Genomic DNA, 18,382 nt, shown 5'->3' with positions numbered 1-18,382 from the left:
ATTGATAAAGAACTACAGTAGCCTAACTTGTACTACAAGAATTAATCCTATGTATTACCTGTATGACTACAAAAGACTTATGGATAGCAATAGACTGGGGTACGTCGAATTTCAGGGCATTTCTTATGTCCACCGACGGTTCGGTTTTAGATAAGATCAGTGCTTCTCAAGGGTTGCTGGCTGTAACGAGTGGGGAATTTCCTACAGTGTTACACCAATTGCTGGCACCTTGGCACCATTGTGGAGATAGCCTGCCATTGCTTCTGGGCGGAATGGTTGGTTCCCAACAAGGTTGGCGAGAGGCTCCTTATGTGTCTGTTCCTGCTTCTGTTGCATCCCTATCGGAAAAACTCGTTTTGGTCGAGTTGGGTAATGGGCAAAGCGGTTGGATTGTCCCCGGGTTCAGCGCTATCAATCAAGCCGGGTTGCCCGATGTAATGCGTGGTGAAGAGTTACAATTGCTGGGACTGGCGGCATTGGCTCCCACTCCAAGGCTGCGAGCTATTTTGCCCGGTACCCATAGCAAACACGCAGTACTGTGCGGTGATGTCGTGCAATCGTTCAATACCTTCATGACTGGCGAGCTGTTTTCTTTACTCAAACACCATTCTATCCTCGGGCGTCAGCTCCCTGTCCAGCAACCTTGCCAGACTAGCTTCTTAAAAGGGGTTGATGCCAGCCTTGAGGGGGGACTAAGCCAAGTCTTGTTCTCAGTACGTACCCTAAGATTGTTCGAACAAATTCCAATTCAAGCGGTAGAAAGTTATCTGTCGGGGCTGTTAATTGGCAGTGAACTGGCGGCTTTGAAGGGGGCCGGTACGCCGTTGTTTGTGGTTGGTGATGAAGGCTTATGTCAATGGTATTTGTTAGCAATGGAATGGCTGGGGGTTCACGCTGAGTTTATCAGCGGTGATCGCTGTTTCCTCGTAGGTATGACTCAGATTTATCAACAACTTAAGGAGAGCCGACATGTTAGCTAATTCCCCGACCGAAACAATAATCACACCAGCTAAGTTGATTATTGACCCTCTGTTTGCCTCGTTGCCGTTGGTAGCAATCCTGCGCGGCATCAACCCAGCGGAAATCCCTGATGTTGCTGATGTTCTGGTAGACGAAGGATTTAACTTTTTAGAAGTGCCGTTAAACAGTCCAGGTGCACTTCAGAGTATTGAATTCCTAGCAAAACGCTATGGCAGGACAATTTACTCTGGTGCTGGGACGGTTACCGACCTGACACTATTGGAATCAGCTATTGATGCCGGGGCCCGGCTTATTGTCACCCCAAATATGAATCCTGCTGTTATTCGTAGGGCGGCGCAGGCCGGTTGTGTGATCTTGCCTGGGGTGCTTTCACCGACAGAAGCTTTTGAGGCTCTGGCGTATGGAGCAAGTGGTCTTAAATTGTTTCCGGCTGAGACTTTGGGACCTGCTCACCTAAAGGCTTTGCGTGCTGTGCTGCCTACTGATGTTGCTTGTTTGCCTGTGGGAGGCGTTGAAGCCAGTTCTGAGCAAATGAACCAGTTTCGTCAGGTCGGTGCCAATGGGTTTGGCCTCGGCTCCGGTTTGTACCAACCGAGTATGACACTCTCTGCGTTGAAACAAAGAGCCCGCCAGTATCGACAGGCTTGGGAATTATCACAATAAAAGTAGAAAAGGGATCTCAAATGAAAAAATATCTTACCTCTGTTGCCATAGGAACACTGAGTCTGCTGGCCTTAGCCGGGTGCGGTAATAACGAAAGTGAAGTGAAAGTGATGAAGGTGGGAATAGGTGTACCTGAATCACATTTTGAATTCAAAGCAATGCAATCGTTTGCGGATTACGTCGAGAAGCAAACTGAGGGCAAACTAGACGTACAAATCTATCCTAGTAACCAATTAGGCAATGATCAGGAGGTATTGGAAGCGATTAAGCTCAATACCGCTCAGATGAACCTGCCTGCACCAGCTGTAATGGGTAATATTGTTAAAGAGTTCAATATTTTGGAGCTACCTTTTATTTTCCCGACTGAAGATGTTGCCAACAAGGTGGTTGATGGGCAGTGGGGGCAGGAGTTATTGGGTAAGTTGGAAAACGCCGGTTATGTCGGCTTGGGTTACGGCAATTTTGGTTTTCGTCATGTGACCAATAATGTTCACCCTATTACCCAACTGAGTGACTTCAAGGGGTTGAAGCTGCGGACGATGCAAAACCGCTCGCATCTGGATGCGTTTCGAGCTTTGGGGGCGAATCCGACACCAATGCCGTTCTCTGAACTGTTCTCTTCATTGCAGTTGGGTACTGTCGATGGTCAGGAAAATCCCTACACCAATATCTATTCACAGCGTTTGTTTGAGGTGCAGAAGTATGCCTCAGATACCGGTCATGTTTATAGCTGGGTGGTCTTTGTGGTCGGCAAGAAATTCTATGATGGCTTGACGGTAGAGCAGCAGAAAGTGTTGCAGGATGCGGCGGTCATTGCAAAGAATGAAATGCGTGCAGCTGTAAGGGCCCAGGATGAACAATCATTACAGAAGATGATTGAAGCCGGGGTACAGTTCCACAAACTGAGTGAAAGCGCAAAAGCGGAGATCCGCGATGCGGTGGCCCCTGTGGTTAAACAGCATGGCGATCAGATAGATCCGGTGTTCTTTGCTGAGCTGCAGCAGAAGGTCAAGGAAGCGTCATAGCATAGGGGGCCAGCTGATGTTGGCCCATTTCCCTAACTGAGGTTATTTGATTATCACCGTTTGGGGTGAGGGATCATTATGTCCAAAATCGTTAAAAAGTTCTTCGATGAGTTTGAGGAATATCTGAGTGTGGTGCTGTTTCTTGCACTTATCACCTTGTGTTTACTGCAAATCCTGTTTCGGTTTGTTTTTAACTTCTCTCTGTCCTGGACGGAAGAGCTGGCCCGTTATGTGTTTATAGCTTTGGTGTATGCCGCCTCGAGCCTGGCTGTGCTCAAAGGGGCACATGTCCGGGTCGAAATCATTGATAACTTTGTCAAAGGTAAAGCCAAGTATTGCTTAGAACAAGCTATCGATGTCGCCTGGTGCGCCTTTATGATCTACATCGGTGCCTATGGTGTGGAAATCACCATTGAGGCCTTGCGCGTTGAGCAGGTAACACCGGCACTGGGCTGGCAGATCGGCTGGGTATACATGATTGTACCTGTCTTTTTCTTTCTGATTTCAGCCCGTTTGATCCAACGGGTATATATGCGTTACCGGCAAAAGGATCAAGTCGGTGCAACATTACAGAGTGAGGAGGCGCACTGATGGTTTCTTTCGGTTTTACCATGATCATTTTTGTCTGCCTGCTGTTTCTTGGGGTGCCGATAGCTATCTGTATCGGGATGTCGACTCTGGCTGCACTGATGATGAACGGGATCAGTGGCGGGTTTATCGCTCAACTCTCTTTCTCCGGTCTGGACTCCTTCACTTACTTGGCTATTCCGATGTTCATTATGGCCGGTTTTGTCATGGAGACCGGCGGCTTGTCACGACGGATAGTTGGGTTTGCATCGACTCTGGTTGGGCGCACAACAGGGGGCCTGGGGATTGTTACGGTGATCGCCTGTATGTTCTTTGCCGCTATTTCCGGTTCGTCACCGGCAACTGTGGCCGCGATAGGTTCCATGATGGTACCGTCGATGGTGGAAAAAGGCTACAACCGCCATTTTGCCGGGGCGTTGACGGCGTCTGCTGGCTCTCTGGGTATCCTGATCCCACCGTCGATCCCGATGATTATTTATGCCGTGACCGCTGAGATCTCAATTGGGGATATGTTCCTCGCCGGCTTTATACCCGGGGCTATGGTAGGAATTGGGCTTATTCTGACAGTGTACCTGATTGCCCGTCACCGAGGTTATGTTGGCCAGGCTGAACCATTTGATGCGAGTAAGGTGGCCAGTGCATTCTGGGATGCAAAATGGGCGCTGCTAACGCCAGTGATTATCCTTGGCGGTATTTATTCTGGTGTATTTACCGCGACAGAAGCCGCTTGTATCACGGTGATTTACACCTTGATTGTCAGCTTGTTTGTCCATAAGGAAATCAGTGTTAAAGATATCCGACCGATCGTGGTTAAGTCAGCCATCACAACCGGCTGTGTGATCATCATCCTCGGCTTTGCGACGGCTTTTGCCCGTTACCTGACTATGAGCCAGATCCCGCAGTTGATTGGCCAGGCGATTTTGCAGGTAACGGATAACCCAATGATCATTTTGTTGATATTTGTTGCCTTGATCATGTTTACGGGCCTGTTTATCGAAACTGCTGCTCAAATCCTTATCTATACGCCGCTGTTTTTACCGATCCTGGTTGAGCTCGGAATAAGTCCTTACCACTTCGGCATAATTCTGATTGTTGGTACCGAGCTGGCGCTGATCACTCCTCCGGTCGGGGTCAATCTGTTTGTAGCCAAAGGGATAACCGGCTCATCAATGGTGCAATTGACCAAGGCTGTGGTGCCTTTCCTGCTGAGTATGCTGTTGGTGCAAATTGCACTGGTATTCCTGCCTGGTGTCGTAACGTTCTTACCCGATTTAGCGAAATAGAGTGATAGCCATGAAAATTGTGAGTTTTGAAACCTTCATTGTTCCGCCTCGCTGGGGCTTTATCAAACTGGTGACCGACACCGGTATTGTCGGCTGGGGGGAACCTGTCCTTGAAGGGCGAACCCATACTGTCCATGCCGCAGTAGAAGAGTTGATGGATTATGTCATAGGTAAAGATCCTCGCGATATTGAGGATTTGTGGAATGTGCTGTATAGGGCCAGTTTTTACCGCGGTGGGCCCATCATGATGAGTGCGCTATCGGGTATTGACCAGGCGCTTTGGGATATTAAGGGGAAAGACCTTGGGGTTCCGGTTTATCAATTGTTGGGGGGGAAATGTCGTGATGAAATCCGGACTTACTCGTGGATTGGCGGTGATCGTCCGGATGATGTTGCCAGCATGGCTGCGCAAAGAATGGCACTGGGCTTTACCGCAATTAAAATGAACGGGACTGAAGAGATGAACTACATCGACGATCACAGCAAGGTTGATGCAGTTCTGGAGCGGGTTCAGGCTGTACGGGATGCTACTCATCCTGATATGGGGATCGGAATTGATTTCCATGGCAGGGTCCACAAGGCTATGGCCAAGGTACTGATGAGAGAACTGGCACCGCTGCGGCCGATGTTCGTTGAAGAACCAGTTTTGCCGGAACACCTTGATGCTATCCATGAAATCGCCCAGTACGGGGCCATACCTATTGCTACCGGCGAGCGGTTGTTGTCACGCTGGGACTTCAAGCCATTATTACAGCGTGGTGGGATCGACATTATTCAACCGGACTTATCTCATGCCGGTGGTATTACAGAAGTTCGTAAGATTGCAGCTATGGCAGAGGCTTACGACGTAGCGCTGGCTCCCCATTGCCCGTTAGGTCCAGTTGCTCTGTCATCGTGTATCCAAATTGATGCGGTCGCACTGAACGCGGTGATCCAAGAACAGAGTATAGGGATCCATTACAACCAGGGGTGTGATGTACTCGATTACCTCAAAAACAAAGAGGTGTTCACCTTCAAGGACGGTTATTGTCCGTTGCCTGCCGGACCGGGCCTGGGGGTAGATATTGATGAAGCGTACCTCAGAGAGATGGCCAAAGTTGGTCACCGTTGGCGTAACCCAGTATGGCGCCAGCGCGACGGTTCATTTGCGGAGTGGTAACGATGTTAAATTGTGACAAATGTGGAGGCGGATGCAGCCATTTCAGTAGAGTCCTGAAAGGGGATGATGGTGCGCTAAAGCGTGCCTTGTATAAATCGATGGGGCACAGTGACGCGGATTTGCGAAAACCAGTTATAGCGGTTGTTAACAGCTACACGAATGCCACAGCCGGTCACGTCAACTTGAATGATGTTAGCGAGCGGGTGATAACTGGGATTGAAGAGGCCGGTGGGGTCGCTATGACTTTTGGTACCATTGCTCCGTGTGATGGGATCGCAGAGGGCCATATCGGAATGCGATATATTCTGGCTGCAAGGGAAATCATTACCGCTTCGATTGAAATTATGACCCGGGCTCACCAGTTTGATGGCCTGGTACTGCTTGGCTCATGCGACAAGATTGTTCCTGGTATGTTGATGGCTGCCGCCAGGCTCGATCTGCCGGCGATTCTCGTTAATGGCGGACCAATGTATCCGGCTGAGTACAATGGTAAGCACTGGGACGGAAATATCGTCACTGAAGCGATCGGTTGGAAGCAACGAGGCGAAATCAGTGACGATGAGTTTCGTAGGATTGAAGATCTGGCTGAGCCGGGGCCTGGTTCATGTACCATGTACGGCACAGCCAATACCATGTCTTGTTTGGCTGAAACCCTGGGGATGAGTTTGCCACAGACAGCAACGATTCCTGCTATTGATCCCGAGCGGTTTGAAGTGGGGTACCGTGCCGGACAGCGGATTGTAGGACTGGTCCGTGACGGTGTCACCGCACGAAAAATCCTGACTAAAGAGGCCATATACAATGCAATGTGTGCCTTGCTGGCAACGGGAGGCTCGACTAATGCCATTTTGCATTTGCAGGCCATTCATCATGAAGCCGGGTTAGGGCAATTGTCGCTCCATGAGTTTGATGTACTGAGCCGTAAGATCCCGCTGCTGGCTGCCATCTATCCGGCCTCAGAATATGACATGATTGATTTTCATCAGGCTGGGGGGATTGCGGCATTAGAGCGTGAACTGCAACCTGTTCTTAATGAGCAGGCATTGACTGTAGCCGGTACAAAGGAGGCAGTGCTGGCTAAGGTGGCTCAAACACTGCGCCCGGAGATTATTCATTCTCTTTCTCAGCCTATTAAACCCGAAGCCGGGGTAGCTATCCTTAATGGCAATATTTCACCGCTGGGAGCGGTGATCAAACCTGCGGCGGTGCCGGATCACATGACACGTTTCAGCGGTCCAGCTGTGGTATTTGACTCTGAGCAACATGCAATTGATCAAATCCAGAGTGGTAATGTTGCAAAAGGTAGTGTCTTAGTGTTGCGGTATGAAGGTCCTAAAGGCGGTCCGGGTATGCCAGAGATGTACAAACCGATGAAATTCTTGGAAGGGATGGCTTTGTCCAATGATTGTGCCTTGATCACTGATGGGCGCTTTTCCGGTTCCAATCGAGGGTTGTTTGTCGGTCATATATCACCGGAAGCGGCAGATGGTGGTGTCATAGCCCTGATAGAAGACGGTGATATGATAGAGATTGATATTCCCCGTCGGGTGCTTGCACTTAATGTGGAGGATGCGCAGTTGGAAGTGCGCAGGGAACAGTGGCAACCGTTAGAAAAAAGTGCACCAGCTGGCTTTTTGCAATTATATCGGGAGCGTGCCAGTTGTGCTGCACAAGGAGCGGTACTGACATGATTAAAAGACTGACACCTCAGGCTCTGGCTGGGGTTAATCCGATAGTGGCGATGCCGTTTACGCCACAAGGAGCTGTGGATGTTCGATCGTTCATTTCGATGGTTGAGCATCTTACAGCAACGGGCTGTCAGGGCATCACCCTGTTTGGCATAGCCAGCGAGTTCTACAAGCTGACTGATGACGAGAAGACTATGTTGGCAGGTTTGTTTGTAGAAATGCTAACTGACAGTACGGTCTACAGTTGTATTTCGGTAACCGATCATGCAACAGAGGTAGCCGTTTCGCGTGCTCGTTATTACGAACAATTGGGGGCTGATAGCCTTATGTTGCTCGCTCCGTTCTTCCTCAAACCAACGACGGCACAAGTTACTGAGCATATATGTGCGGTGCTGGAAGCCGTCTCTGTACCGGTGCTGGTGCAATATGCGCCGGGTGAGACAGGACTGAATATTCCGCCTGAGGCCATGGCGAAGATCAGCTACCGTTACCCTCATGCAGTCTTTAAAGTTGAGTGTAATCCACCTGTTGAGTATACCCAGGCGTTACTTGCCGCTAAACCTGATGCCGTCGTGCTCAATGGTTATGCCGGACTTTACATGTTGGACATGCTTGAGGCTGGCGGCCATGGCGTGATGCCCGGTTGTTCTTTTACTGAGGTATATGTTGCTATTTACCGACTGTTTGAACAGGGAGAGAAAGCTCAAGCCAGGCAATTGCATAAACAGTTACTGACGTTTATCCAACGTTGGATGAGTCATTGTGAATATATCATCAAAGTGGAAAAACAAATTCTAGCTGCGCGTGGAATAATTCGTTCCGATTATTGCCGACAGCCTGATTATGATAGTGAATCCAGTGTGGAAGACGTGTCGGTGTTTTTAGCGCAGTTTGGCCAATATTTGGAGGGTGGTTAACTTAGCTTCTAGCATGTTGCTATCCGTTATGTGTGCTCAAAAGCCCCTCAGGTAATGAGAGGCTTTTTCATATGATGGAGCTGTGTTGAGAACAATCTGCTTAGTATGGCTGGGTGAAAGTGGGAGATGGTCCCTTTACCCTTTAAACTTATTTACTGGCGTACTGAGCAGACATCGGAGACTTGTGCTTCTGCTGTCACTTCGACCTGGTAGGTTTTGTCTCCTTGATAGTAGCTATATGTGGATTCATCCGAGATGGGGGTATGTCTCAGGTTTGCACCGACTTCGCCGTCTGCCACCATCTCAAACCCGCCATTGTGACCTTTTACCTTGCTGGAGGTGTTGGAAAGTGCGTATTTGGTGAGTTTTATTGGGTAGGTTTGTAAGGTTATGCTGCTTGAAAGCGTTTCACGGTCAAGTTGCGTTATGTCGCCATCGTATTTTTCCAGCAAATGCGTGGGTACACGCATGACTTTGAGATACAGCTTGATGTTGCGGTAGTCGACGTTACTGCTACCAATTAAGCTCGGTAGTGAGAAGTTGACGGTATTGCGGCCAAAGGTGTCTTCCCATTGATCTATTGGTACCATTTTGCTGCTGATGATCTCCCGCTGTTCGCCTTTTTGTTCCGAGCAATAGAAATAATCACAGATTTTTTTTGGTTGATTAGAGTATTTGGCCATGCCGTCGGCAATGGAGGTACGCTCTGTTCTGGCTTCTAGACCAACCAGGATCTCAATTCCTTTGCTACGCGCTCCTTTGGGAACAAAAGCGACCAATTGTTTCTTTGTAAAGTTGAGTTTTGGGCCCCTGTTTCCCCAAAACATAGCTCCTTTTAAGGTATAGCCGTTATCGGTGAGATAGGAAAACTCTTTTGCCATAACGTTAGCTCTTGGGATGTATTCTGCCTCAGGGACTGACTTCAAGGAAAAAGATCCTTTGGGTGTATCCAAGCTATTTGGAAAGTCGGTGTAGAGTGGACGGACTGAGGAGATAACTTTTGCGTTGCCTTTTAATGCCAGCTCACCAACGCTGATATAGCTTGATTCGTCTGGTAGTTCAAATCCATCCAGCACTTTCTTGGGAGCGACATCAATATACCCCAGTCCTTCTGATGCTTTTCCTAGAATCGTTGATGCGAGGGGGACGCCAACCATTTCTGCCCCTTTACCGACGATGGTAAACCCAGCTTTCAGTCCATTGATTACGTTATTAAGTTGTTCGTTGCCCTCTGTTTTGTAAACGGCTTTAGCAAAGCGATGGGTTTGCATTGTTTGGGCTAGCTGTCCATAGTTGCGGTATGTCAGCACCCCCAGTGCATCGACATCCAGTTGCTGGCCGTCTTTGAGGTAAGAGGCCAGAAAATCCGGCTCGGCATACTGGCCACTGGCAATAACTGGGGTTGCACTAGCAAAAGATCTGCCCCCTAATTGGATTTCACCACTTTGAACCATGTTGATGTTCAGGACTAGATTGAGCGGGTTTAAAGTTGCACAAGGATCAAAGGTAATTGGAATATCGCCATAAACAAATTGCCCGGCATCATGCGCATAGAGCGGTGAAATGGTTGAACCACTACTGGCAAATTGCTGTGGGGAATCAAGTCCTGCGGGTTTGAAAGTACCGAATAAGTTATAGGGTCTGTTACGGGTAAATGGTACTGTAGACTGTGTGGTTAGAGTCAGTTCAACACTGTTGTAAGTGTAGGGGGGGTGGTTAATATACGCTATTATTCTAGCGACAGCGCGGGCACGATTATACAGTAACACATAGGGGTAACTATAATCTTTGGTTTCCTTTGCCTGGCCAGTTTGTTTATCGAAACCGAGATTATAGTCTAACATTTCCCAGCCGTCTTCTTCATAGAAGTCAGGGACGGTTTGATAATTGCTGCCGCTTGAAAATGGGAATTTTATTTTATCATTGGAATAAAAAGGTGATGTCACCCGGATTACATCACCATAATCACTAGATTTAAAATCATTGATTAACCAGTGCTTCATTTGCCAATGGAATGGTTGGTTTTCATAGTTTGAAGCATGAATGTCCGTATCCATTGCTGTTGCTATATTCATTGAAAATGCAAAGGGGCTAGCAATAAGTGCTGAAAGCACTAAGGCAGTATATTTCTTCTTCATTTTGTTCACTATGTTTTATTTTATAAAAAGACAATGTTGAGTAACTTTCACTATTAATATATTACTCTTTCATTTCTCAATATTTGTGAGTAGCTATACAATTCTATGAATTACTATTAGGCAAATATTTATCTAAGTGGCTTAAGATGACCATATTTATGGGTAGGTATATTCAATGATCTTTTGTGGCCTGTTTGACTGCTGACAACCATCCCTGACGTCCAGTCTCAGCAATGGTTGAGTGGTACAGTTATCATTATTAGGCAAGGCTGTTTTTACGTTTTATAAATTAACATTTCAAATTATTTTTATTGTTAGTGATATTGGTTTTTCAGCTTAGATCTCTGAATTATAATATTTTATTTACGGTTTACCTAAGTCGTTCAGAGGGGGGCGAAATTAAATGTTGTTTTATCTTGATTCAGTGGAGTTTGGAATAAATAAGCATCAAGCTAATGGCTTGATGTCTATTTAAGTGAACACATGAGTTGTCTTTTAATCGGATATTAAGCGATATATTATTGTGTGGTTCTGAAACCATCACTCCAAACCAATGCACGGTAACATGGTCCAATTGAATCGCTGCATTCAGAGGGGTGAACCGCCAGTAATAGTATTTGCTGATTATCAAAATCAACAATTTTCCATCGGTTCGCTAAAAACTCGTAGGCTTTTCCATTAACGATCACCCACAACATTGTTCCTCCAGAGCCACCCCACATGGAAACAGATGTCGAACAGGCAAACTGGCCTGCGTCGATAATCTCCTCTGGGTGACCGTCCCCGGTCAAATCATGCCGTGTGATGGCCTGCTTTGTTGTTTCGAATTGACCATTTTCGAATTGATCGCATTCTTTTTCAGCATTCTGAACAATATTTTTTGCAATCGGTGAGGAAGGCGCTGCAAATACAAAGGATGACATGATTAAAAGAGTCAAGCAGACCCATGGACTATGCTTCATGCTAATTTCTCCTGCATACTATTCAAGTTCTATAAAATGTAGCCCAGAGATTTAATCTGTGCATACTGCCACCGCTGGTGGGACGCTCTTCTTTTTTATTTTTTCCAGGGAACTGGTGATAAGCGCTTTTTCAATAACGAGATAAAACCAGAAATCCTTGCGGTTCGTTCTTTTTCAGGGCTGCTTAATAGCGCAACGATGTTGGCATTTGGTAAGGAGAAGTTTGGTAATAATCTGACCAGTTCACCACTATCAAGTTGGGGTTGAACATCCCATTCAGAGCGCATAATTATTCCTAGTCCGGCCAGAGCCCAATCTTTGATCACCCGACCTTCATTACTCGCTAGTGTTGGGGGGATCCGAATCACCTCCTCTTTAGTGCTTCCTTCCGGCGTAAATGGCCATAATGTGACATCTTCATTATTTTCTCGCAGGGCTATACAACTGTGATTTACGAGGTCTCGTGGTGACTTAGGGACACCTCTCTCATGGATATAGTCAGGTGAGGCGCATATAAATCGTTGATTATCAGCCAAAGTGATCATTTTTAATGTTGAGTCATTTAATGCACCGATATAGATGATGATGTCCCATTTATGATGATTGGACCAATTGGGAGTATCTGACAATTCAAGTTCAATATCTAACTGAGGATGCTGCCGTTTGTACTTCCCAAGCAAGGGGGCGATATAGTCATTACCAAACCCTAAAGGAGCAAGTACTCTTAGCTTTCCGCACACTAGCTCTTTTCTTTCATCCAGTTGCTCCTGCAATTCATCAAGTCCTTGAAGGATGGGGATTCCCTTATCAAGAAGCAACTGTCCCTCCTCGGTTAAACACACGATGCGAGACGGACGCTGGATAAGCTTAATCGATAGTTTTCGTTCAATATGCTGCAGCCGCAGAGTGACAGAGGGAGGAGTAATATTTAATGCTCTCGCGGCACCGGCTAATGTCCGGTGATTGGCTATTGTCATTATGAACCGGAGATCTTCAGTGGTAAGCATTAGGTTCTAACTTAATCTGTGTCTTAATTATTATTAATGTAAAGTAAAACAACATTTTTGGATACTGATCATCAACCAATGGTTTGCCATAAACGGGCAACCATAAAAACTTATCGTGTTGATGTATCAGGGTCAGAATAAATTATGAGTACACAGCCATATCCCGCTTTTTTTAGTTGTTACAATCAGTTGGATACGCCTTTCTTGTTTGTTGATAAACAGAAGTTTATTAATAACTTAACGCGGTTACGTCATAGCGTTGAGTCTTTCGGGACAGAGTTAAGACCACACTTTAAAACGGTAAAGTCCCTTCATGCATTGCCGTATTTATTACCAGATAAAACGGCCCCAATCACAGTTTCTACTGTAAAAGAAGCGGAGCTGCTCGCCAGTGAAGGTTATAGCAACATCATTTATGCGGTAGGGATCTGCGAGAACAAACTTCCACGGCTGCGTGATCTTATTGGAAGGGGGATTGCGGTTCGAGTCTTGTTAGACAGCAAAGAGCAAGCAAGGTTTCTTACCCGCTTTTGCCTACTCAATCAGTGTACCATTTCCGCACTGATAGAAATTGATTGTGATGGTCATAGGGGCGGGCTTACCCCGGATAGTCCGGACCTGATTGAAATTGCTCAATTATTGCACCAAGGGACTGTGGAACTTGAGGGGGTTTTGGCACATGCGGGTGAGTCTTACCATTGTTATGATCCCGTGTCGCTTCGTCGTGCCGCCGATAACGAAGTGAGAACAACACTGGATGCGGCTCAGCGAATACGTTCTGCTGGTATTTCTTGCAATATGGTGAGTATCGGTTCTACACCAACAGCACATAGTTATCACAACCTCAATGGCATTACGGAAGTAAGGGCCGGAGCGTACTGTTTTTTTGATTTGGTCATGGCGGGGACGGGTTCTTGCAAGATCGATGATATTGCCGCCAGCATTGTCACAACTGTGATCGGTCACAATACAGAAAGGGGCTGGCTGTTAATTGATGCCGGATGGATGGCACTCTCAGCCGATCGCGGAACAGCTCACCAGCCTAAAGATTGTGGGTTTGGTCTGGTAACCCTATCAAATGGAGAGTTGGTTGAGCATTTGCAAGTGACCTCTGTGAATCAAGAGCATGGCATTATTACTGCTATGAATGGTTGCAGTATTAACTTCGATGCGTTTCCGATTGGCTGTCGATTACATATCTTACCCAATCACGCCTGTGCAACAGCATCAATGCATCAACACTATCACGTGTTTGATACCCAAGCGCAATCTTATGATATTTGGACCAGAATTCAGGGATGGTAATATGATTTGTCTGAACGAAGCGCAAACCTGCGCGCTAATTTCTCACCAACTGGCTTATCAGGCGGTAAAAGAGGCATTCATTGCCGCAAGTAGCGATGAGGCAACAATCTTTCCTGTCGTCAATGCATCAGGGCCGCAAAGTGACTCTATGTTTTCAATAAAATCAGCGTCAACAGCTACGTTGGTTGGCTGGAAAACAGGAACTTATTGGCCAGGCAATCACGATCGCGGTATCCCATGTCACGGGACAACCATCTTTTTGCTGAGCCCTGAGACTGGGGAGCTTGTCGCTACGGTCGCAGCAAGTAAAGTTAATGCCTATCGTACAGCCGCTGCTGATGCAGTTGCTGTCGATTACCTGGCCCGTCCTGATGCGAGTGTTTTAACTGTATTCGGTACTGGCCATCAAGCTGAATATGAAGTTTTAGCTATCGCTACTGTCCGCAAGCTTTCCAGGGTGATCATCGTCGGCCGAGATGAAGCCAGGCGAGACCAATTTATTACTAGGTTGATAGTTCAGGGGATCCCGGTTGTTGCTGGGTCTGCTCAGTACGGGTGTGAACAAGCTGATATAATCGTGACGGCGACAGCGGCTAAAGCGCCATTATTTCAATCGCATTGGGTTAAACCTGGTACGCATATATCAGCCATGGGGGCGGATAAAAATGGTAAACAGGAATTACCTGTTGAAATTTACCCGCGAGCCAAACTCTTTTGCGATTATCATTCTCAGTCGGTTGTAATTGGCGAGTACCAGCATACCAGTAACACGGAAATAAGAGAGATAGGTGCTGTGATAACGGGGCGCTCACCCGGTAGGGTGTCACCTGAAGATATTACGGTATTCGATAGTTCTGGTATTGCGATCCAAGATCTTTTTGTCGCTAAGAAGTTACTAAATGCCCAAAAGGGTGTTGTTTCACCGTGAAATTAAGCACAAGGCGGTCAATGCTGCCTTGTGCTTCTGTTTGCTGATATAAGTTAGAATAGATAGACAGCGCCTGAATTTGCTGCGCGATTATTCGTTTGATCCCCGTTGAATCCTGTCGATGCTGAGTCTTCACCTCGTGCGCCGACTGCTAAATCATGTCCGTTTGCGCTGAGTGACAGTGAATAGCCAAAGCGATCTTCTCGTGTACTATTGGGCGCTTTGATATAACTCTGTTGTATCCATGCCCCCTCTACTCGGGTGAAAAGATAGACTGCGCCAGAATAGGCGGCACTATTATTGTGTTGGTAGCCATCAATCCCCTTAGCGATGGAATCTTCTTTAAATGCCCCCACCGCAAGGGTATTACCATCCTGACTTAAAGATATGCTAGAGCCAAATTCATCAAATGAGTTTGTATTAGAAGCTTTAATAAAGGCCTGTTGTGACCATTCTCCAAGAGTTCTGGTGAAAACATATACCGCACCTGAATCATCGGCATCAAAAGGCCACTCTACAGGATTGATACCTTTGGTTGCTGAATCTTGAGATGGGGCACCAACGGCAAGGGTATTGCCATCGCCATTTAACGAAACGGATGTACCAAATTCGTCACCATAGTTTGAAAATGAGCTCTTAATATAGGCCTGCTGATTCCATTGATCGTCTGTGCGAATGAATACATAGACAGCCCCAGAGCGTTGGTCTGTATAAAACCTAGAGGTATTATTGATTCCATCAGCCGATGAATCGTCACCGTTGGCGCCTACTGCTAATGTATTGCCATCGAAGCTTAATGAGGTGGAAATGCCAAACGCATCATTACCATGAGGCTTGTTAGCTTTGATGTATGCCTGTTGGGCCCAGTTCATTCCGTTGTATGTAAAGACATACACCGCGCCTGAACCTAGCGCCCTGTTATTATCTTGGTCACCATTGATCCCGCCATCACTGGAATCTTCATTTCTTGCGCCGACAGCCAATGTTTTTCCGTCACCGCTTAATGATAGCGATGTACCAAAATGGTCCCCTCGATCTGTGTTAGATGCTTTGATATAGGCTTGTTGACGCCATAGGCTTGGTGATTTTGTATATCGGTGACGCGATTCGGTAGTTCCTTTAGTGAAGACATAGACAGCACCGGATTCTCTGGCGTTGAAGTTCTCTTGTTCGCCATTGATGCCCTTTGCATCTGAATCCTCGTTAAATGCCGATACTGCCAAGGTTTGACCGTCGGCACTTAAGCTTAAGGCGTAACCAAAGAGCTGGGCGTCTCCAAAATATGAAGGTTTAATGTAGGCGTCTTGGGTCCAGACTCCATTTGAGCGGGTAAATACATAAACGGCACCAGTATTTTCGAGCGTCAATGCTGAATAGGCATTGCCATTGTCTTGGTAACCGTTGATCCCTTGTGAATTGGAATCCTCATGAGGGGCACTGACTGCCAAAGTATTGCCATCGGCACTTAATGAAACCGCATATCCGAAGTGATCCTCCGCATCCGTATTCGAGGCTTTCAAGTACCCGGTGGCGGCGATAAGCGAGGATCGACTTAACGTGAGGCGGTTACTAGTGACCTGCGCATCATCATTTTCAGCCATAACAAAAAAGGTGAGTTGACTATTTAGCAGGGTGTCTAAGTGAATATTCGTTTCAGTAACATCGACAGTGTTGCCCAACGGTTGGCAATTGTTAAGGTAACTAGTATTTTCTAAGCACACTTGATAAGAAGTGGCATTTTTACTTGTGCTCCATTCAAATGTAAAGCTTTTAACACTATGGGCACTTGCTTCAATAGTGTGTAAATTGAAGGCTTCAGGTTTTATAATGTTTTCATTCTCCGCTATCTGTGCTTTTTCAATCCCTCCTGTTGAAGTATCTTTAATAGTTAATGCATTATCTTCTGTAATATCATATTTTTCAGGACTTATTGCTGGCTTGTTAGTTTGATTAATAACTTCGATGGTTTTTGTGTTTTCACCGCTAACTTGTTTTTCTACAGGCTTGTCGTTGTTTTCGTCTATGTTTTTTTTGTCATCTGTATGGTCGTCGCTAGCTTCGACTATAACAGTGTTATCTGTGTTTTTTTCTGCATTACAGCCGAGTAGTAATAATGCTGATAAAAGAAAGAACAATCGAGTCTTATACTTCATTACAATCCTAATGTTGTGTCTTTTATAGATGATTTATGAACATGGTGAGCCCTAGGTATTCAAGATAAATACCTAAAGGGAAGATGCATTGTCCATGGGGTGCGGATAGTACAGAATGAAATCAGGGGGCACAAGTGCTTGATTCTTCGCTGATTGGGCTGAATTTTATGAGAGAAATGACTTGTAACGGAGATGAAACAATTTAGAGTGATTAATCAGTTGTAAATAACTGTTTATAAAGGTTTTTATATGTCGGCGCTATTGGGGGTTATTGTTGTCGCCGCCTGGTCTGAACAGTGATATATCTCACGTAATTGTGCAAGTGCAATGCAAGGACTATTCTGATTATCCTTTTCTAAACAGAACTTTATGATTTTATTGATGATCATCGGAGTATCATGAATTGTGGCTGTTCACTCGATCATACCGGGGAAGAGACTGTGATACTACTGATGAAGTTCCCTTAAAATGAGGTAGGCATTTCGAAAGCTTTGCTGAATTTTGTTCTTTAAGGGGAGGTCTTAAGTTTTAGCTTAAGACCCACAGTTGTTTTTAAATTATTTTTGTTTGTTAGCTTTTGATGTATTGGTTAGATGTTCGAAAGGGCGATTGGGTTAATGTCCCTACGGATGAATACACCTATACATAAAGGCTTTATTTCTATGTCGCTATTAAATTTCAAAATCAGATAACGGAACGCCTTTAATCAGCTGTAACTGAATTGGAGAAGGGGTTCTTCCTTGTCCTGTCCAAGTTTTTATATTACCGTTAAAGTCAGTGTACTTATATTTGGGTGGGCGTTTCTTTCGTTTTTTTCTTATGTTGGCATTTAAAATGTTATCAATATCTTCATCAGTCATACCCTCATCTATTAATGACTGATAAATGTTTTTTAATTTTTCAGAGTATTTTGATTTTCTATCTGCTTCAAGTTGTTTTTCTTCAACAATTATCTTTAGTTTATTTACCCCAAGTTGTAGCTTCTCTAAACTTATGTCTCTTGAGGCTGTTCTTAACTTACTCATGTCAAGTAATATATTAAACATCACTATTGCTCCTTAGATATATCGACTTTTGAATGTCTTGTTTGGTTATTTATGAGTTGATTCAGTACCTACTTGCTGGTGCCAGAGCTTGGCGTACAGTCTGCCTTGTTCCAGCAGCTCTTCATGGCTGCCACTTTCGCTGACCTGACCTTTATCAAGGACAATGATTTTATCGGCGTGACGAATTGTATTGAGGCGATGGGCGATACTGATCACGGTTCGCCCGCGGCAGATCTCATCCATGTTGACCATAATCGCCGCCTCTGAACTGTAATCGAGCGCCGAGGTGGCTTCATCAAGCAGCAAGATCCTCGGGTTCACCAGCAGTGCACGGGCCAGGGCAATGCGCTGGCGCTGTCCGCCGGACAGGGCGGCACCTTTTTCCCCGACCGGATGGTTGAAGCCGTGGGCAAACCCTTCAATAAATTCCAGTGCGCCAGCCAGTTCGGCGGCATGACGGACTTCATCATCCGAGGCTTGTGGTTTGCAAAGGCGGATGTTGTCCGCCACGCTGCCGGAAAACAGGATACTTTCCTGCA

16 protein-coding genes are annotated in these 18,382 nt (G+C 46.1%); 10 read left to right on the top strand and 6 right to left on the bottom strand.

Going from position 1 to position 18,382, the window contains the following annotated elements; all coding sequences use genetic code 11:
• The first annotated feature begins 62 nt into the window (after window positions 1–62).
• The 8 genes from C942_RS23590 to C942_RS23555 all read left to right on the top strand — a co-directional run bounded on the left by C942_RS23590 (window position 63) and on the right by C942_RS23555 (window position 8,304).
• Window positions 63–980 carry a 2-dehydro-3-deoxygalactonokinase gene (locus C942_RS23590; RefSeq protein WP_036801653.1) on the top strand — a complete coding sequence of 306 codons (918 nt, stop codon included), beginning with the start codon at window positions 63–65 and terminating at the stop codon, window positions 978–980.
• The gene (locus tag C942_RS23585) at window positions 970–1,644 is read left to right on the top strand and encodes a 2-dehydro-3-deoxy-6-phosphogalactonate aldolase (RefSeq protein WP_007471259.1); all 675 of its coding nucleotides are present in this window, start codon (window positions 970–972) and stop codon (window positions 1,642–1,644) included. Before C942_RS23590 ends, C942_RS23585 begins: the two co-directional genes overlap by 11 nt.
• Window positions 1,645–1,664: 20 nt before the next feature.
• Entirely contained in the window at window positions 1,665–2,669 is a 1,005-nt protein-coding gene (locus C942_RS23580; protein ID WP_007471258.1) for a TRAP transporter substrate-binding protein, read from the top strand.
• Window positions 2,670–2,747: 78 nt separating this feature from the next.
• Window positions 2,748–3,260 carry a TRAP transporter small permease gene (locus C942_RS23575; RefSeq protein ID WP_007471257.1) on the top strand — a complete coding sequence of 171 codons (513 nt, stop codon included), beginning with the start codon at window positions 2,748–2,750 and terminating at the stop codon, window positions 3,258–3,260.
• Window positions 3,260–4,540: a TRAP transporter large permease gene (locus C942_RS23570; RefSeq protein WP_007471256.1), complete on the top strand. Its 1,281-nt coding sequence runs from the start codon at window positions 3,260–3,262 to the stop codon at window positions 4,538–4,540. The genes C942_RS23575 and C942_RS23570 overlap by 1 nt, the downstream gene beginning before the upstream one ends.
• A gap of 10 nt (window positions 4,541–4,550) precedes the next feature.
• Entirely contained in the window at window positions 4,551–5,699 is a 1,149-nt protein-coding gene (gene dgoD, locus C942_RS23565; RefSeq protein WP_007471255.1) for a galactonate dehydratase, read from the top strand.
• A gap of 2 nt (window positions 5,700–5,701) precedes the next feature.
• Window positions 5,702–7,390, top strand: coding sequence for a dihydroxy-acid dehydratase (gene ilvD, locus C942_RS23560; RefSeq protein WP_036801652.1), 1,689 nt, complete (start codon window positions 5,702–5,704; stop codon window positions 7,388–7,390).
• Window positions 7,387–8,304, top strand: a complete 918-nt coding sequence (locus C942_RS23555) for a dihydrodipicolinate synthase family protein (protein ID WP_007471253.1) — start codon at window positions 7,387–7,389, stop codon at window positions 8,302–8,304. Before ilvD ends, C942_RS23555 begins: the two co-directional genes overlap by 4 nt.
• A gap of 152 nt (window positions 8,305–8,456) precedes the next feature.
• Here C942_RS23555 and C942_RS23550 read toward each other — a convergent pair whose 3' ends face one another.
• The 3 genes from C942_RS23550 to C942_RS23540 all read right to left on the bottom strand — a co-directional run bounded on the left by C942_RS23550 (window position 8,457) and on the right by C942_RS23540 (window position 12,411).
• Window positions 8,457–10,442 (bottom strand): hypothetical protein, encoded by a 1,986-nt coding sequence (locus tag C942_RS23550; protein WP_007471251.1) that lies wholly within the window; start codon window positions 10,440–10,442, stop codon window positions 8,457–8,459.
• Between the two features lie 518 nt (window positions 10,443–10,960).
• The gene (locus tag C942_RS23545) at window positions 10,961–11,404 is read right to left on the bottom strand and encodes a hypothetical protein (protein WP_036801650.1); all 444 of its coding nucleotides are present in this window, start codon (window positions 11,402–11,404) and stop codon (window positions 10,961–10,963) included.
• Window positions 11,405–11,499: 95 nt separating this feature from the next.
• Window positions 11,500–12,411 carry a LysR substrate-binding domain-containing protein gene (locus tag C942_RS23540; RefSeq protein ID WP_007471248.1) on the bottom strand — a complete coding sequence of 304 codons (912 nt, stop codon included), beginning with the start codon at window positions 12,409–12,411 and terminating at the stop codon, window positions 11,500–11,502.
• A 144-nt stretch (window positions 12,412–12,555) separates the two neighbouring features.
• On the opposite strand from C942_RS23540, the gene C942_RS23535 reads away from it, so the two are divergent.
• Window positions 12,556–13,716, top strand: a complete 1,161-nt coding sequence (locus C942_RS23535) for an alanine racemase (RefSeq protein ID WP_007471246.1) — start codon at window positions 12,556–12,558, stop codon at window positions 13,714–13,716.
• Window position 13,717: 1 nt separating this feature from the next.
• Window positions 13,718–14,644, top strand: a complete 927-nt coding sequence (locus tag C942_RS23530) for an ornithine cyclodeaminase family protein (RefSeq protein WP_007471244.1) — start codon at window positions 13,718–13,720, stop codon at window positions 14,642–14,644.
• Between the two features lie 53 nt (window positions 14,645–14,697).
• On the opposite strand, the gene C942_RS23525 is transcribed toward C942_RS23530, so the two are convergent.
• From C942_RS23525 to C942_RS23515, 3 genes are all read right to left on the bottom strand, one after another.
• Window positions 14,698–16,797 carry an FG-GAP repeat protein gene (locus C942_RS23525; RefSeq protein ID WP_007471242.1) on the bottom strand — a complete coding sequence of 700 codons (2,100 nt, stop codon included), beginning with the start codon at window positions 16,795–16,797 and terminating at the stop codon, window positions 14,698–14,700.
• Window positions 16,798–17,468: 671 nt separating this feature from the next.
• A complete protein-coding gene (locus C942_RS23520) occupies window positions 17,469–17,843 on the bottom strand; it encodes an H-NS family nucleoid-associated regulatory protein (protein WP_007471240.1) in 375 nt (124 codons plus the stop codon).
• A gap of 45 nt (window positions 17,844–17,888) precedes the next feature.
• Window positions 17,889–18,382 (bottom strand): ATP-binding cassette domain-containing protein (locus C942_RS23515; protein WP_036801647.1); only part of this gene is annotated, 494 nt, incomplete at its 5' end.

The organism is Photobacterium marinum (assembly GCF_000331515.1).
GTDB lineage: Bacteria > Pseudomonadota > Gammaproteobacteria > Enterobacterales > Vibrionaceae > Photobacterium > Photobacterium marinum.
This window is presented reverse-complemented; position numbering and strand designations above follow the sequence as displayed.

Bases quoted from the DNA above. Each gene is read 5' to 3' on its own strand.
- C942_RS23535 (WP_007471246.1), top strand. From the start codon at position 12,556: ATGAGTACACAGCCATATCCCGCTTTTTTTAGTTGTTACAATCAGTTG.
- dgoD (WP_007471255.1), top strand. From the start codon at position 4,551: ATGAAAATTGTGAGTTTTGAAACCTTCATTGTTCCGCCTCGCTGGGGC.
- C942_RS23530 (WP_007471244.1), top strand. From the start codon at position 13,718: ATGATTTGTCTGAACGAAGCGCAAACCTGCGCGCTAATTTCTCACCAA.
- C942_RS23520 (WP_007471240.1), bottom strand. From the start codon at position 17,843: ATGTTTAATATATTACTTGACATGAGTAAGTTAAGAACAGCCTCAAGA.
- C942_RS23575 (WP_007471257.1), top strand. From the start codon at position 2,748: ATGTCCAAAATCGTTAAAAAGTTCTTCGATGAGTTTGAGGAATATCTG.
- C942_RS23570 (WP_007471256.1), top strand. From the start codon at position 3,260: ATGGTTTCTTTCGGTTTTACCATGATCATTTTTGTCTGCCTGCTGTTT.
- C942_RS23580 (WP_007471258.1), top strand. From the start codon at position 1,665: ATGAAAAAATATCTTACCTCTGTTGCCATAGGAACACTGAGTCTGCTG.
- C942_RS23545 (WP_036801650.1), bottom strand. From the start codon at position 11,404: ATGAAGCATAGTCCATGGGTCTGCTTGACTCTTTTAATCATGTCATCC.
- C942_RS23585 (WP_007471259.1), top strand. From the start codon at position 970: ATGTTAGCTAATTCCCCGACCGAAACAATAATCACACCAGCTAAGTTG.
- C942_RS23555 (WP_007471253.1), top strand. From the start codon at position 7,387: ATGATTAAAAGACTGACACCTCAGGCTCTGGCTGGGGTTAATCCGATA.
- C942_RS23550 (WP_007471251.1), bottom strand. From the start codon at position 10,442: ATGAAGAAGAAATATACTGCCTTAGTGCTTTCAGCACTTATTGCTAGC.
- C942_RS23540 (WP_007471248.1), bottom strand. From the start codon at position 12,411: ATGCTTACCACTGAAGATCTCCGGTTCATAATGACAATAGCCAATCAC.
- C942_RS23525 (WP_007471242.1), bottom strand. From the start codon at position 16,797: ATGAAGTATAAGACTCGATTGTTCTTTCTTTTATCAGCATTATTACTA.
- ilvD (WP_036801652.1), top strand. From the start codon at position 5,702: ATGTTAAATTGTGACAAATGTGGAGGCGGATGCAGCCATTTCAGTAGA.
- C942_RS23590 (WP_036801653.1), top strand. From the start codon at position 63: ATGACTACAAAAGACTTATGGATAGCAATAGACTGGGGTACGTCGAAT.